Below are 14,505 nucleotides of genomic sequence, written 5' to 3'. Positions count from 1 at the left end.
GAAGCAGCGCATGGACAGCGGCCCGCCGCGCCGGCTGTTGTGTGTCGGTCAGCGTCTGGAAGCGCTGCAGGCCGGCCTGGCCCAGGCGGGCTGGCAGGTGTACAGCGTCCCGGACTTCGCCGCGGCCGAGCGCACGCTGCGCGACACGAGCATCACGGTGGGCCTGCTCGTGTCCACGTCCGAGGACGAGGCGGCATGGGCGCGCGCGGGCGAGTTCGTGCAGGCCACCGAGCTGGTGTGGGTGGCGCTGCTGCAGCGCCAGGCCCTGAGGCAGCCGGCCTGTCTGGACCTTGTGCTCGGCGGCCTGTTCGACCATCACCATCTGCCCCCCGACATGCCGCGGCTGCTGGCGACGCTGGGCCATGCCCACGGGCTGGCCGCCTTGAGGCAGGAGCGGCGCAACCTGGCCAGCGAGCAGGCCGACGTGGGCATCGTCGGGCGCAGCCCGGCCACCCGGCAGCTGCTGGCCCAGATCCGGCGCGTGGCCCGGGTGGACGCGCCCGTGCTGGTGCAGGGCGAGAGCGGCACCGGCAAGGAGCTCGCCGCCCACGCCATCCACTTGTGCTCGCCGCGGCGGGACGGCCCCTTCGTGGCGCTGGACTGCGGCAGCCTCCAAAGCCCGCTGTTCCCCGCCGAGCCCGCAGGTCCGCTCCGGGGCGAGGCCGCGGCCGGGCTCCAGCACCTGGGCGGCCACCTGCAGGCGGCCAATGGCGGCACGCTGTTCCTCGACGAGGTGGCGGACCTGCCGCCGGGCCTGCAGATTGCGCTGTTGCGCCTGCTGCAGGAGCGCAGCATCCACCGGCCGGGCTCCGCCCAGGACATCGAGGTGGACGTGCGCGTCATCGCCGCCACGCACGTGCAGCTGGAGGAGGCCGCCCGTGCCGGCCGCTTCCGCCAGGACCTCTACTACCGGCTGAGCGTGCTGCACCTGCAGATGCCGCCGCTGCGCGAGCGCCCGCAGGACATCGCCCTGCTGGCGCAGCATTTCTACGCGCTGTATGCCCATGAGCGGCGCCCGGGCCTGCGCGGCTTCAGCCGCGGGGCGCTGGCCAGTCTGCAGGCGCATGCCTGGCCCGGCAACGTGCGCGAGCTCAACAACCGCATTCGCCGTGCCGTGGTGATGGCCAGCCGCCGGCTGATCCGGCCCGAGGATCTCGGCTTCGAACAGGCACCGTCCCTTGACCCGGCCGACGCGCTCGACATGGCGCGCACGGCCGCCGAGCGCAACGCCATCCTTGCCAGCCTGCGGCGCGCGGGCAGCAACGTGACCCAGGCGGCACGGGAGCTGGGCATCTCGCGCATGACGCTGTACCGGCTCATGGCCAAGCACGGCATCCGCCACTGAACACCGCCGGCGGCGCCTTCTCAGCGCATCCGCCCGCCGGCCTGAAGACCGAAGCCACCACGCCGCCGCCCTGCCGTGCAGGGGGCGGCCTGAGGGCGTGTGCAGCCACTTCCCTTCCCTGGCCGCAACAAAGCCCCTCCCCGGATCAGGTGGACGGCTGCATGCGCTCCCACGGCCTTGCAGCCGCCGCAGTCCTGTCCGACCGCCGGCGACTGGGACGCAGGTGTCACATCCGCGTGACGCCTGCGCCATGGAGCCGGTATGCCGGTATCGGTCACCATTTCACTCTGCAAAGGTTGTCCTGGCAACGACTTGGGCACGTTGGAGGCGTTTCACCGATGTGACAGACGGCGCCTCGACACCCGTTTGGGTTGCCCTCGCCGTCGGCCGCCAGAACCTGAAAAACTTCAGTCGCGACAGTTACTTGTTGATGATTTGTCGAGAAGACATCGAAGTTGCGATGCTCCCGTCCGGAGTGAGCCGGCGATGGGGCCGGACCGCCTCCGCTTGAGACTGTTCAAGGAGTGAACTGATGAGAAAGACAATCCTGGCTGCCGCCCTGGGCGTGGCCTTCGCCGTACCGGCATTCGCGGATGAGCCCTCCACGAGCACGGGCACGACGCAAGGCGAGTCGAGAGTGACGCAGACGGCGACCTCCTCCCGCAGCAACAGCGGCACCGCCACGGCCTCGGCTGCCGGCGCTGCGGCGGCCCTCAACGGCGCGACCGCCACCTCGAACGTGAGCAACGCCTTCAACACCAGCACGGCCGTGGCCAGGAGCACGCTCAACGGCACCGTGACCGGGCTGCGGATCTCCAACATCGGCAACTACGCCACCAACGAGGGCACCTCCACCGGCGGCGCCGGCGGCGCCGGCGGTGCCGGCACGGGAGGCACGGCCAACGGCGGATCGGGCACGGGCGGGCGGGGCGACGGCGCGGCGGGCGGCGCCGGCGGCGCCGGCGGCGGCGGCGGCGCGGGCGGCACCGCCAGCGGCGGCGCGGCCAGCACGGGCGACGCCAGCTCCACCGGCGGCAGGAGCACCGCCACGGCCGGCGCGGGCGGCGCCGGTGGCTCCACCGGGGCGGCCACGGGCGCCAACGGCGGCTCGGCCACCACCTCCGGCGGCAATGCCAACCAGACCACCACGGCCACGGGCGGTGATTCCTCGCTGACCAGCACCGCCCGCGGCGGCGCCTCCACCGCCACGCAGACCAGCACCGGCGGCAGGGCCACTGCCAGCGGCACGGGCACCGGCGGCGAGGCCACCGCCAGCAACACCTCCACGGGCGGACGCTCCAGCGCCACGGGCACCGGCGGCACCAGCACCGCCACCGCCACCCAGGGCAGCACGGGTGGCGCGTCCACGGCCACCGGCCGGGGCGGCGCCAACACCACCACCGCCGACACCTCGTCCACCGGCGGCGCCTCCACCGCCACGGGCCGCGGCGGCTACAGCAGCTCCACGGCCAGCGCCACGCCCACGGCCGGCGGCTCCGGCAACCGCTCCACCAGCGACGCCAGCGGCAACACCTCCACGGCAACCGCCACGGCCGGCGCGGGCCGCGGCACCAGCACCGGCGGTGCAGGCACTGCGGACGGCCGGGCCACCGGCACGGCGGGCGCGGGCACGGCCACCAGCACGGCCGGCGCTGCCACGGGCACCGGCCGCGCCACGAGCACGGCCGGCGCGGGTACCGGCACCAGCACCGCGGGTGCCGCCACCGGCACGGGCACCGCCACCGGCGGGGCCGGCACCAATACCTCCACCGCTTCCTCAGGCAGCACCAGCGGCTCGGCCACCAGCACGGCCGGCGCGGGCAGCAATGGCGCGGCCACGTCCACCGCCGGCGCCGGCACGGCCACGGGCACCGCCACCACCGGCGGCAACACCGCCACCGCGGGCGCCGGAGGCGCGGCCACCAACACGGCCGGCAACGGTGCGGCGGGCGGCACGGCCACCAGCGGTGACGCCGGCAGTGGCGCAGTGACCTCGACCGCGTCCACCGGCAGCACCAGCGGCGGCAGCGGCGCCGCGGGTGGCGACGGCGGCAACGGCGCCAGCGGCGGCAACGGCGGCGGCGGCAACGGCGTTGGCGGCATGGCGACGGCGGGCGCGGGCAACGGCGCCATGGGCGGCGCGGGCGGCAGCAGCGGCAACCACTCGGTGACCACCGGCGCGTTCAACATGTCCAACAACATGAGCGGTACGGCGCAGAACGCCGCCGGCATCATGGTGCTGAGCCAGAACTCGGGCATCGGTGCGCTGGTGCAGCAGAGCGTCAACGTCCAGGCCAACATGAGGCTGGGCCGCTGAGCCTGCGGGGGCTGTCAGGGCCCCCTGACAGCCCTTTTCCACCGAACCACCCAAGGAGGCTACATGCTCAACGGTTTCCGGCAGGCGCCCGGCGCCGCCCTGGCCCTGCTGGCGCTGCTGCAGTGGGCAGGGTCGGCCCAGGCGTCGGATGCGCCGGCTGAAGCGCCGCCATCCGACCCGCCTTTGGCCGCAGCCGCCACGGCGGCCACGCCGCCCGCCGCCCGCCCGGGCCCGCTCGGGAGCAAGCCTGTCGCGGCCGACGTGCTGGCCGCGAATCGAGGCGGCACCGCCATCAATGACATGAAGCTCAATGGCGTCGTGAGCGGCAACCAAGCCAGCAACCTCGCCACCGGCAACAACGCCATCAGCGACGGCGCCTTCGCCAACGCCGCGGGGCTGCCCATGGTGGTCCAGAACAGCGGCAACAACGTGCTCATCCAGAACGCCACCATCGTGAACGTACAGCTGAAATGAGCCTTTCCCCGCGCCTTGCCCGAGGCCGGCTCGCCGGCCTCGCCGCCGCACTGGTCCTGGCCGGCGCGGGTACCGCGCATGCGGGCTCCGTCGAGCTGCCCGTGCAGATCGGCGGCGCCTTTGCGGTACCGACACGCAGCCTGCAGGAAGCCCGCTTCAGCACCACGATGCGCCAGCAGTTTGACTTCAGCTGCGGCTCGGCCGCGCTGTCCACGCTCCTGACCTACCACTACGGCGTGGCGGTGTCGGAGCAGACGGCGTTCGAGGAGATGTTCCGTCAGGGTGACCAGGCCAAGATCCGGCAGCAGGGCTTCTCGCTGCTCGACATGAAGCGCTACCTCGAACACCATGGTTTCGAGGCCAACGGCTTCGAGGCGCCGCTGGACGCCCTGCGTCAGGCCGGCATCCCGGCCATCGTGCTGATCAACGACAACGGCTACAACCACTTCGTGGTCGTCAAGGGGCTGCAGGAAGGCCGCATCCTGATCGGCGACCCTTCGGGTGGCACGCGCTCGATGGCGCAATCGGACTTCGAGACGATCTGGGTCAACCGCATCCTGTTCGTCATCAGCAACCGGCAGGAAGCCGCCCGCTTCAACGCGCCCGAAGACTGGCGCGTCGCGCCCGTGGCTTCGCTGGGCGATGGTGTGCAACGCGACGGGCTGGGCGGCATCGTGCTGCCGCGCCTGGGCCCCTCGGACTTCTGACGCAGGACCGCTCACGCCATGAAACGATGTTTGAGCCGGACCCTGCTGTTGAGTACGGCACTGGGGGCGGCCTGCGCCATGCCGGGCCTGCGGGCCCATGCCCAGCAGGCCGGCCAGGGCCTGACGCAACAGCTCCCGCGCGACGCCGCCGAAGCCGTGCGCCAGGCACTGGGTTTGGGCGGCACGCCCGCGCCCTCCGTACCGCGGCCAGCGGCCGCGATGGCCACGGCGGCGCCCACGGACATGCGCAGTGCCGAGCCGGCATCAAAGGAAGAACGGCAGGTCCGCAACATCATGGGCTTCTCGCAAGAGCCCACAGTGGCCTTCAGCTCCGCCGGGCTTGCATCGGCCCCTGAGAAGGCACAACGCCAGCCGCCGGGCAGCGAGCCGGTTGCACAGGTATCGGCGCCAGGGCCGGCGACCGTATCGCCGACGGCGCAGCCTCCCGTGCTCTCCGATGCCGCGGCAGCGCCTTCCAGGCAGGCGGCCCTGGCCGCCACGCCCACCGTACCCGCCCCGATCGACGCGGCCCGCGCGCCAGCGGCACCGGCGGGCTTCCGTACAGGCGCCCAAGTCGTGGCGGCCCTCGATGAAAGCACGCTCGACACCATGCGCGGCGGCTTCATCGGCGACGGTGGGCTGAAGATTTCCTTCGGCATCGAACGGGCCGTGTACGTCAACGGCAACCTCGTCACCACGACCAGCCTGAACCTGTCCGAGCTGGGCGCCCTGTCAGCGGGCAAGGGCGCTTCGCTGGACTTGGCCGATGCCGGCACGCGCATCGCGCTGATCCAGAGCGGCGCCGGCAACACGGTGCTCAACAACCTGGGGCCGGCGGCCATCGGCACCGTGATCCAGAACACGCTCAACGGCCAGAAGATCCAGACCATGACCGTAATCAACGCCACGGCCAACAGCCTGAGCGTGCTGAAGTCATTGGACCTGGAGCGCAACGTGCGCGGCGCCATCACCGACGCGCTGCGGCGCTGAAGCCGCGGGCCAAGTCTGCAGCGCGCCGGCGCGCCACACGACGGTCGGGCCTCGGGCCCGACCGCTCGTTCAGAAGGTCATCGGCATGCGCACCGTCAGAGTGACGTCCGGCGTGTCGCGCGTGACGCCCACACCGAGCGAAACGTTGAGGCTGCGCTCCGGGCTGAGCCGGTACGAGTAGCCCAGTATCAGCGTGCCGAGCTGCGTGCGCAGCGATTCGCTGGTCACGCCGCCCACCGTGGTCTTGGTCCGGCCCACCGAGCTGTGGTCATAGCCCAGGCTGAACGACGACTTCTCGTTGAGCGCCAAGCCCATGCCGAAGTTGAAGCCGAACACGCCGCCCGGAGCGACACGGTCGATCATCACCGGCCCGTCGCTGTAGTGGGCCGTGATGTTGTTGCGCGGGAGGCTGTAGAGGTAGCTGATCGAGCCGAAGAAGACCGCCGGATCGGACGGGTACAGCACGGTGAGCGCGGGCTGCAGGCCATGGAAGCCCGAGCCCGTGGGCAGCTCGTTCTGGTAGCCGGAGAAGTAGCGGGTCTGGCCCGGCGTGGTGACGACCTCGAAGGGGTCCTTGCCGGTGCGCGACTTGTAGCGCAGGCTGCCGATGTAGTAGGGCTTGTTGACCCCGCCGTCGGTAAGCTGGTATCGCGCGGTGAGCTCGACGTCGCCGATGCCGTGGCCCGAGGCGCTGAAGGGCAGGCTTTCGGTGCGCGGCGTGATCTCGCTGACGATGCTGTCGTCGGTGCGGTAGGTGTAGGGCACGCGCGCCTCCAGCTCCAGCCGGTTGGTGATGCCGTAGCGCCCGGTGAGCGCCGCGGTGAAGGTGCTGCGCTTGACCTCGCGCACGTCGATCACGCCGATGGTGATGGCCGGGATGATGGTGTAGCCCACCAGCGCCACGCGGTTGTTCGATGAGTAGGCGTACTGCAGCGAGGGCTCCAGCACCATCTTGCCGCGTGGGGTGAGCACGCCCGGTTGCTCGAAGATCTGCGCCACCTGGGCGGCACGGTTGTCGGCCTGCGGCGCCTGGCCCACGGGCTCGGCGGGCTGGGCCTGCGCGGCCTGGGCCGTCTGCTGGGGCTGCGCGGCACCGGCCGCCGTCCCGGCACCGCGCTGGGCGTCCAGCGCCGTGAGGCCCAGCGCCTCCTTGATCTCGTTGAGGCGGCGCTGCTCCTGGGCCATGGTCCGTTGCAGCACCTGCAGCTGCTCCATTTGCTGGTTGATCTGGCGCTGCAGCGCGTCCAGCCTGGACTGGGCCTCGCCCTCCGGCTCGCCGGCCGAGGCGGCCGCACCGGCCAGCAGGCAGAGCGACACGGCAGGCCACGACAATTGCGCGATACGCGGCTTGGTCATCGACTTCCCTTGGTGATTTGCTGAAGGGGTGCCGCTGAGGTGAAGGGCCCGCGCAGCCGCTCGCCAGGAACCCGGCCCCTGGCCGTTGACAGGCTGCGTTGCGGCCAGTCTCCCCTGACAGGCACCCGGACAGGATCAGGCACGAGTGCTGATCGTTGTCTTCTTCAACTATCCCGGCTGTACCGGCTCCTGTGGACCCCACGTTTGAGCCCCGCGCGCAGGCGCGGCGCGGCAAGCTCCGCCATCGGGGAGCTCGCCGCGGCACGGGCTCAGGCCACCGCCTGGTAGTACAGGTTCTGCGGGTGGCGCACGTGGGCGAAGAAGAACCAGCGCTCGGCCAGCAGCCCCAGGGTCTGCAGCAGCACAGCCAGCCCCCAGATCCAGGTGCTGTCCCACACACCTATCCACGGCAGCGCCAGCAGCAGCGCGGGCAGCTTGAAGGCCAGCATCAGGAACAGCGGTTTCACCTGCCGCACGGCCCAAGGCGAAGCGCCATGGAAGAACTCCCGCGTGTTGTGGCTGCCGCCGGTGAAGCCCCTGGACAGCTGCACCACGCGCACGCCGCGCAGCCCCGTGGCGGACTGCGGCGTGGAGCGCGGCACCAGCGCCGCATTGCGCCGCAGCGCCAGCGCCCGCCCGGCCCAGGCCAGCAGCGTCAGGGCCAGCGCCCAGGGCTGCAGGCGCCTGGCGAAGGCGCCCTCGCCCGCGGCTGCCGCCAGCGCCCCGGCCAGCACCGCGCCGGAGCACAGGCCCATCAGCGCGTAGTTCAGCACCGTCAGCGGATGCGCCCACTCCCGCACCATGCGCAGGCAGGCATAGATCATCCCCGTGCACAGCCACAGCAGCGCCGCCAGGGCCAGCACCCCCGCCGCCAGCAGCGCCTGCGCACCGGCCGGCGCCTGGCACCACACTGCCAACGCCCAGCCCGCCACGGCGGCCATGAAGGCGGGCAACACGATGACCTCGCGCGACATCCACGACGTGCGCCACATCGCCGCCGCGCGCCAGGCCCGCTCCGGGCGGCCCAGGTGCGCGAAGGCCGAAGCCAGCGCGACCAGCAGCAGCGCTTGCGCCACCCCGAGCGCGAGCAGCAGCACGCCCGGCGCCGGCGCCACGCCGGCCAGCGCCGCGAACGCCAGCGCCACACTCAACCCCTGGGCGCTCCCGGCCAGCGTGGTGAACAGCACGATGGCGAAGGACGGGTTCATTCAGCGCCCTCCTCGCCCTCGGGCTGGCTGGCCTCGCCGGCGGCAGCCGGGCCGCGCCGCGGCAGGTAGCGGTTGGCGGGCCGGGTGTCCCATTCCGGCATCAGCGCGTAGCCGCCGCGCTTGGCCACGGCGCGCGACACCTCGGAACCCGGATCGTTGACGTCGCCGAACAGCCGCGCCCCGGTCGGGCAGGCCTTCACACAGGCGGGCTGGCGGTCCTCCGCCGGCAGCTGCGTGTCATGGATGCGGTCCACGCACAGCGTGCACTTGGTCATCACGCCGCGCGCCTCGTCGTACTCGCGCGCGCCGTAAGGGCAAGCCCAGCTGCAGTACTTGCAGCCGATGCACTTGTCCGCATCGATGAGCACGATGCCGTCCTCGGCGCGCTTGGTGCTTGCGCCGGTCGGACACACCGGCACGCAGGGCGGGTCCTGGCAATGCAGGCAGCTCTTGGGCAGGTGCAGCGTCTGCGTGTGCGGGAAGCGGCCCGCCTCCCAGGTCTGCACGCGGTTGAAGAAGGTGCCGTGCGGCGAGGCCTCCCAGGCGCCGGGATCGGGCGGCAGCCCGGCGCTGCCGCTGCTGTTCCACTGCTTGCACGACACCACGCAAGCTTGGCAACCCACGCACGCGTCCAGGTCGATCACCAGCGCCAGCTGGCGCGCCAGGGTGTCACTCCGGGCGGCGGCCCCGGACTTCTGCGGCTCCGCCGCGACGGGCCGCGCCAGGGGCTGCCGCGGCGCCTCGCCGCTCTCCCGCCACAGCCCCGACCACCAGCTTTCGAGCGCCAGGCCCAGCTTCATGACCGCCTCCCGCCCGTCAGCCGCGCCACCACCAGCCGCAGTGCGGCGCCGATGCCCAGCACGCCCGGCGGCGCCGGCACGGTCTCCACCCGCGGGAAGGGCTCATCCGGCTCGCCGGGCTCGCAGGGGCGCAGTCGCACCCGCACGTCGTACCAGCCCGCCTGGCCCGTGACCGGGTCGGCATTGGCAATGTGGCCCTCGCCCCAAGGCAGCGTGGCGCTGAGCAGGTGGTTCAGCAGGAAACCCTTGCGGCTCTCGTCGGCCTCCGCGGGCAGTTGCCAGGCGCCGGGCGCCTTGCCGATGGCGTTCCAGGTCCAGACCGTGCCCGGCTCCACGGCCTCGCTGCAGCGGATGCGACATCGCACCCGCCCCCAGCGGCTCTCCACCCAGCACATCGCGCCATCCTCCACCCCGGCGGCGCGCGCCGTGGCCGGGTGCACGTGCAGCGCGTTGTGGCTGTGCAGCTGGCGCAGCCAGGCGTTCTGCGAGTCCCAGGAGTGGTACATGGCCATCGGCCGCTGCGTCACGGCATGCAGCGGATAGGCCTGCGCGTCGGTCACGCCGTCCTCCAGCGGCGGCGCCCAGAACGGCAGCGGGTCGAACCAGGCCACCACGCGCTCGCGCAACGCTTCAGGCGGCTGGCGCCCCGGGCGCTTGCCCTGCGCGGCCAGGCGGAAGGTCTGCAGCGTGTCGGCGTAAACGGAGAGCTGGATCGGGCAGTCGCGCTGGCGCCAGCCCATGGCCTTGGCGAAGTCCAGGTAGGCGCGGTTCCAGTTGCGCCGGTACTGCAGGCCCTCGGGCAGGCGGTGGTGGAACACGCAGTCGTTGCGCGCGTAAGCCTCCCACTGCTTCGGGTTGGGCGCGCCGCGCAACTCGTTCCCCTGCTCGCCGCGCCAGCCCATCAGGAAGCCGATGCCCGGCTGGTGCTCGTAGCGCACAACGAAGTCCGCGTAATCGGCGTACTTGCGCGTGCCGTCGGCGTGGGTGAAAGCCGGGAAGCGCAGCCGCGAGGCCAGCTCCACCAGCACGTCCTGGAACGGCCGGCACTGGCCCATGGGCGGCAGCACCGGCACGCGCACCGAGTCCATGGGCCCGTCGAACTCGGAGATGGGCCTATCGAGCAGGCTCATCGCGTCGTGGCGCTCCAGGTACGTCGTGTCGGGCAGCACCAGGTCGGCGTAGGCCACGGTCTCGCTCTGGAAAGCATCGCAGACCACGACGAAGGGGATCTTGTGCTCGCCGTGCTCGTCCCGGGCATTGAGCGCTTCGCGCACCGCCAGCGGGTCCATGCTGGAGTTCCAGGCCATGTTGGCCATGTAGATCAGCAGCGTGTCGATGCGGTAGGGATCGCCGCGCGCGGCGTTGGCGATGACGTTGTGCATCAGCCCGTGCACCGCCAGCGGGTAGGCCCAGGAGAAGGCATGGTCGATGCGCAGCGGCGTGCCGTCGGCCTGCACCGCCAGCTCCTCGGGGCTGGCCGGAAAGCCCAGCGGCTGCGCGTCAAGCGGCGTGTCGGGCTTGAGCTTGTCCGGGTCGTTGAAGGCCCGGTAGTTGGGCACGATGTGGCGCGGGTACGGCGCCTTGTGCCTGAAGCCGCCGGGCGCGTCGATGGTGCCCAGCACGCTCATCAGCACCGACAGCGCGCGCACGGTCTGGAAGCCGTTGGAATGCGCCGCCAGCCCGCGCATGGCATGGAAGGCCACCGGCCGCAGCGGCACGCCGGCATGCGCGTGGCCCCAGGCGTCGGTCCAGGGAATGGGCAGGCTGTCGTCGTGCATCAACGCGGTCTGGCCCAACTCGCGCGCCAGGCGGCGGATGCGCGCCGCCGGGATGCCGGTAAGCGCTTCCGCCCATTCCGGCGTGGTGTCCGCCACGCGCTCGCGCAGCAGCTGGAACGAGGGCGCCACGCGCGTGCCGTCGGGCAGATTGAAATGCCCTTCCAGCGCCAGGTCGCGCGCGGCCTCGACGCCTTGCGGGTACGCGGCCACCACGCTCTGAGTGAGCTTGTCCCAGGCCAGCTTGTTGTGTGGATGGCGCCCGTCCGGCGCCCGGCCGGCCGCGGGGTCGAAGGCGAACAGCCCCTCGCGCTCGCCCTCGTCCAGCACCACCAGCTGCGGCGCGTTGGTGCAGCGCTGTAAGAAGGCGCGGTCGATCAGCTCCGCGCCCAGCAGCTCGTGCAGCAGCGCCATGAACAGCGCGCCGTCGCTGCCTGGGCGAATGGGAATCCACTCATCGGCGATGGCGGCATAGCCGCTGCGCACCGGGTTGATGGCGATGAAGCGCCCGCCGCGCTGACGGAAACGCCCCAGCGCGATCTTCAGCGGGTTGCTGTGATGGTCCTCGGCGGTGCCGATCATCACAAACAGCCGGGCGCGTTCCAGGTCCGGCCCGCCGAACTCCCAGAAGCTGCCGCCAATGCTGTAGATCATGCCCGCCGCCATGTTCACCGAGCACAGCCCGCCATGCGCGGCGTAGTTGGGCGTGCCGAACTGGCGCGCGAACAGGGCAGTCAATGCCTGCATCTGGTCGCGCCCGGTGAAGAAGGCGAACTGCTTGGGGTCGGTGCGCCGGATGCGGCCCAGCCGCTCGGTGAGCAGCGCCAACGCCTCGTCCCATGAAATGGGCTCAAACTCGCCGGCGCCGCGCTCCGCGCCGGCCTTGCGCCGCAGCGGCTGCGTCAGCCGGGCCGGCGAGAACTGCTTCATGAGACCGGCGCTGCCCTTGGCGCAGATCACGCCCCGGTTCAAGGGGTGTCGGGGATTGCCGTCGATGTAGAGCGGCCGCCCGTCGCGCAGGTGCACGCGGATGCCGCAACGGCAGGCGCACATGCAGCAGGTGGTCGTCCTGATCTCGGAAGAAGCGAGGGGATCTTCGGGCGCGTGCGGTACGGCGGCACAGGCGGGATCGTTCAACCGGCTCTCCTTGTGAACACCGCCACGCGCTGCCCGTAAGGGCGCCGCGCGGCGGGGCAGGCCATCGTAGGAAGCTGGCCTGGCGCGGCGCAAATCACGGATGCGCATATGCAAGCAGTAAAAGCGCGCCGGGCAGCCTTGCCGGCTTCAAGTGATTGCGTCCGCAACGCAGCCTGCGCGCCATGCCCGGACGCTGCCCCGGGGGGCTTCATATGCAGCTCGCGGATATCCATAGCCGCACTCATTCGTTCCGCGTTGCAGCGGTGCTGCCTATCGTGCAGCCCATGAACATCGTCACCCTCTCCGGAAGTCCCAGCGCCTCTTCACGCTCGGCGTCGCTGCTGCGCTGGTGTGAAGTGCAGCTGGCGGCGAGCGCCCGATCCATCCACTCCATCGCGCTGCGCGAGCTGCCGGCCACGGCGCTGCTGCAGGCGGACTTCGCCCACCCCGGTCTGCAGGACGCGCTGCAGCGCGTGGCGCAGGCCGACGTGGTGCTGCTATCCACGCCCATCTACAAGGCGGCCTACAGCGGCCTGCTCAAGGTGTTCCTGGACCTGCTGCCGCAGGACGGCCTGCGCGGCAAGCAGGTGCTGCCGCTGGCCACCGGCGGCAGCCTGGCGCACCTGCTGGCGCTGGACTACGCCCTGCGCCCGGTGTTGCACGCCCTGGGCGCGCGCCAGGTGCTCGATGCCGTGTTCGCCACCGACGGCCAGTTCCAGAAGCACCCCGACCTGGGCTACGTGCCCGACGCGGAGATCGTTGCCCGCCTCACCCGCTCGCTGGGCCCCTTGCTGGAAGCGGCGGCGCAGCGCCGGGCCGAGCCGGCGAGCGTGGCGTCCTGTTGAGCCTCGCCTGCCCCTGAAGGCGCCTCGCCGCGCCCACGCCCCTCTTCCCCGCCCGCGGCCCGGCGGCCGCGGCGCCACACCCTCATAACTCCCAGGACCCGACCATGCTTCCCGAACTCAAGTCCTCCCATCGACGCCGCATCCTGCAGCGCGGCGCCCTCGCCGCCCTGGTGCTGGGCATGAACCCCAAGTGGCTGCGCGCGCAACCTGCCGTCACGCTGCGCGTGGGCTACCAGAAGTCCGCCAGCCTGTTCGTGCTGCAGAAGGCGCAGGGCACGCTGGAGAAGCGCCTGGCCGCGCTGGGCGCGGGCGTGCAGTGGGTGGAGTTCCCGGCCGGTCCGCAGCTGCTCGAAGGCCTGAACGTGGGCTCGGTGGACGTGGGCTACGTGGGCGAGGCGCCGCCCATCTTCGCCCAGGCCGCCGGCGCCAACTTCATCTACATCGGCAACGACCCGGCCTCGCCCACGGCCGAGGCGCTGGTCGTGCCCAAGGACTCGCCCATCAAGAGCGTGGCCGAGCTGCGCGGGCGCAGGGTGGCGCTCAACAAGGGCTCCAACGTGCACTACCTGCTGGTCAAGGTGCTGGAGAAGCACGGCCTGAAGTACAGCGACATCCAGCCGGTGTTCCTGGCCCCGGCCGACGCGCGCGCCGCCTTCGAGCGCGGCGCGGTGGACGCCTGGGTGATCTGGGACCCGTTCCTGGCCGCCGCCGAGAAGCAGATCGGCGCGCGCAGCCTGGCCGACGGTCGCGGCGTGGTGGACAACTTCAACTTCTACCTGGCCGAGCGCAAGTTCGTGGAGCACAACCCCAAGGTGATCCAGGCGCTGTTCGAGGACCTGGTGGAACGCGGCCAATGGCTCAAGAGCCACGTGGACGAGGCTGCCACCCTGATCGCGCCGCTGCAGGGCCTGGACCGCGAGGTGGTCAAGACCAGCATCCAGCGCTACGAGTTCAAGGTCGCGCCGCTCACGCCCGACGTGGTGGCGCGCCAGCAGCGCATCGCCGACACCTTTCACGCGCTCAGGCTGATCCCGAAGCCCATCCGCATCGCGGATGCGGTGGCGGCACGCGGCGCGCTCTGAAACCTCGCACCGGGTACGGAGCGACCATGATCCCAAGCCGCCCTTTCCTGGACCACGTGCAGCTGCCCGTGCCGCCCGGCGGCGCCGCGCAGGCGCGGCGCTTCTACCGCGACGTGCTGGGCCTGCACGAGCTCAACACCGCCCAGGCCGAACCCGCGCGCGTGCTGCGCTTCGGGCTCGAAGGCCTGACCCGGGACCTGAGCGAGGGCCGCTACACCGGTGTCGCGCCGCAGGCGCACCTGGCGCTGCGCCTGCGCGAGCTGCCCGCGGTGCTGGAGCGGCTGCGCGCCGGCGGCCACCCGGTGGACGCCTGGGCGCTGGCCGACGAGGGCCGCGCCAGCACCGAGGACCCTTTCGGCAACCGGCTGGAGCTGATCGCGCTGCCGCCCGAACCCCTTCTGCACGTCAAAGAACACCATGTCACGCAACTGCGCATTTCCCTCTGAAGTCCCGCCCGCGCAGCCCCAGG

Annotated in this window: 12 protein-coding genes; 8 read left to right on the top strand and 4 right to left on the bottom strand. The window is 71.9% G+C overall.

Features of this window, described 5'->3' with window-relative positions:
• The first annotated feature begins 10 nt into the window (after positions 1–10).
• The 5 genes from HHL10_RS21955 (at position 11) to HHL10_RS21935 (ending at position 5,833) form a co-directional block, all read left to right on the top strand.
• Positions 11–1,345 carry a sigma-54 dependent transcriptional regulator gene (locus HHL10_RS21955; protein WP_169162539.1) on the top strand — a complete coding sequence of 445 codons (1,335 nt, stop codon included), beginning with the start codon at positions 11–13 and terminating at the stop codon, positions 1,343–1,345.
• A gap of 532 nt (positions 1,346–1,877) precedes the next feature.
• A complete protein-coding gene (locus HHL10_RS21950; RefSeq protein ID WP_169162538.1) occupies positions 1,878–3,662 on the top strand; it encodes a serine-rich family protein in 1,785 nt (594 codons plus the stop codon).
• 63 nt (positions 3,663–3,725) lie between these two features.
• Positions 3,726–4,136, top strand: coding sequence for a hypothetical protein (locus HHL10_RS21945; RefSeq protein ID WP_169162537.1), 411 nt, complete (start codon positions 3,726–3,728; stop codon positions 4,134–4,136).
• Positions 4,133–4,843: a C39 family peptidase gene (locus HHL10_RS21940; RefSeq protein ID WP_169162536.1), complete on the top strand. Its 711-nt coding sequence runs from the start codon at positions 4,133–4,135 to the stop codon at positions 4,841–4,843. Before HHL10_RS21945 ends, HHL10_RS21940 begins: the two co-directional genes overlap by 4 nt.
• A gap of 18 nt (positions 4,844–4,861) precedes the next feature.
• The gene (locus HHL10_RS21935) at positions 4,862–5,833 is read left to right on the top strand and encodes a hypothetical protein (protein ID WP_169162535.1); all 972 of its coding nucleotides are present in this window, start codon (positions 4,862–4,864) and stop codon (positions 5,831–5,833) included.
• Positions 5,834–5,902: 69 nt separating this feature from the next.
• Here the strand turns inward: HHL10_RS21935 and HHL10_RS21930 are convergent, their stop codons facing one another.
• The 4 genes from HHL10_RS21930 to HHL10_RS21915 all read right to left on the bottom strand — a co-directional run bounded on the left by HHL10_RS21930 (position 5,903) and on the right by HHL10_RS21915 (position 12,109).
• Entirely contained in the window at positions 5,903–7,189 is a 1,287-nt protein-coding gene (locus tag HHL10_RS21930; RefSeq protein ID WP_235971714.1) for an acetate kinase, read from the bottom strand.
• Positions 7,190–7,458: 269 nt separating this feature from the next.
• Positions 7,459–8,397, bottom strand: coding sequence for a dimethyl sulfoxide reductase anchor subunit family protein (locus tag HHL10_RS21925; protein ID WP_169162534.1), 939 nt, complete (start codon positions 8,395–8,397; stop codon positions 7,459–7,461).
• Positions 8,394–9,062, bottom strand: coding sequence for a 4Fe-4S dicluster domain-containing protein (locus HHL10_RS21920; RefSeq protein WP_375138973.1), 669 nt, complete (start codon positions 9,060–9,062; stop codon positions 8,394–8,396). Before HHL10_RS21920 ends, HHL10_RS21925 begins: the two co-directional genes overlap by 4 nt.
• 131 nt (positions 9,063–9,193) lie before the next feature.
• Complete coding sequence (locus tag HHL10_RS21915) at positions 9,194–12,109, bottom strand: molybdopterin oxidoreductase family protein (RefSeq protein ID WP_235971713.1); 2,916 nt, start codon at positions 12,107–12,109, stop codon at positions 9,194–9,196.
• A 284-nt stretch (positions 12,110–12,393) separates the two neighbouring features.
• Here HHL10_RS21915 and ssuE point away from each other — a divergent pair, with 284 nt between their 5' ends.
• The 3 genes from ssuE (at position 12,394) to HHL10_RS21900 (ending at position 14,482) form a co-directional block, all read left to right on the top strand.
• Positions 12,394–12,954, top strand: a complete 561-nt coding sequence (gene ssuE, locus HHL10_RS21910) for an NADPH-dependent FMN reductase (protein WP_169162531.1) — start codon at positions 12,394–12,396, stop codon at positions 12,952–12,954.
• Between the two features lie 104 nt (positions 12,955–13,058).
• Positions 13,059–14,036, top strand: coding sequence for a sulfonate ABC transporter substrate-binding protein (locus tag HHL10_RS21905; protein ID WP_169162530.1), 978 nt, complete (start codon positions 13,059–13,061; stop codon positions 14,034–14,036).
• A gap of 26 nt (positions 14,037–14,062) precedes the next feature.
• Entirely contained in the window at positions 14,063–14,482 is a 420-nt protein-coding gene (locus HHL10_RS21900; protein WP_169162529.1) for a VOC family protein, read from the top strand.
• Positions 14,483–14,505 lie beyond the last annotated feature (23 nt).

The sequence above is a fragment of the Azohydromonas caseinilytica genome (assembly GCF_012927045.1).
GTDB lineage: Bacteria > Pseudomonadota > Gammaproteobacteria > Burkholderiales > Burkholderiaceae_C > Azohydromonas > Azohydromonas caseinilytica.
This window is presented reverse-complemented; position numbering and strand designations above follow the sequence as displayed.

Bases quoted from the DNA above. Each gene is read 5' to 3' on its own strand.
- HHL10_RS21955 (WP_169162539.1), top strand. From the start codon at position 11: ATGGACAGCGGCCCGCCGCGCCGGCTGTTGTGTGTCGGTCAGCGTCTG.
- HHL10_RS21950 (WP_169162538.1), top strand. From the start codon at position 1,878: ATGAGAAAGACAATCCTGGCTGCCGCCCTGGGCGTGGCCTTCGCCGTA.
- HHL10_RS21945 (WP_169162537.1), top strand. From the start codon at position 3,726: ATGCTCAACGGTTTCCGGCAGGCGCCCGGCGCCGCCCTGGCCCTGCTG.
- HHL10_RS21940 (WP_169162536.1), top strand. From the start codon at position 4,133: ATGAGCCTTTCCCCGCGCCTTGCCCGAGGCCGGCTCGCCGGCCTCGCC.
- HHL10_RS21935 (WP_169162535.1), top strand. From the start codon at position 4,862: ATGAAACGATGTTTGAGCCGGACCCTGCTGTTGAGTACGGCACTGGGG.
- HHL10_RS21930 (WP_235971714.1), bottom strand. From the start codon at position 7,189: ATGACCAAGCCGCGTATCGCGCAATTGTCGTGGCCTGCCGTGTCGCTC.
- HHL10_RS21925 (WP_169162534.1), bottom strand. From the start codon at position 8,397: ATGAACCCGTCCTTCGCCATCGTGCTGTTCACCACGCTGGCCGGGAGC.
- ssuE (WP_169162531.1), top strand. From the start codon at position 12,394: ATGAACATCGTCACCCTCTCCGGAAGTCCCAGCGCCTCTTCACGCTCG.
- HHL10_RS21905 (WP_169162530.1), top strand. From the start codon at position 13,059: ATGCTTCCCGAACTCAAGTCCTCCCATCGACGCCGCATCCTGCAGCGC.
- HHL10_RS21900 (WP_169162529.1), top strand. From the start codon at position 14,063: ATGATCCCAAGCCGCCCTTTCCTGGACCACGTGCAGCTGCCCGTGCCG.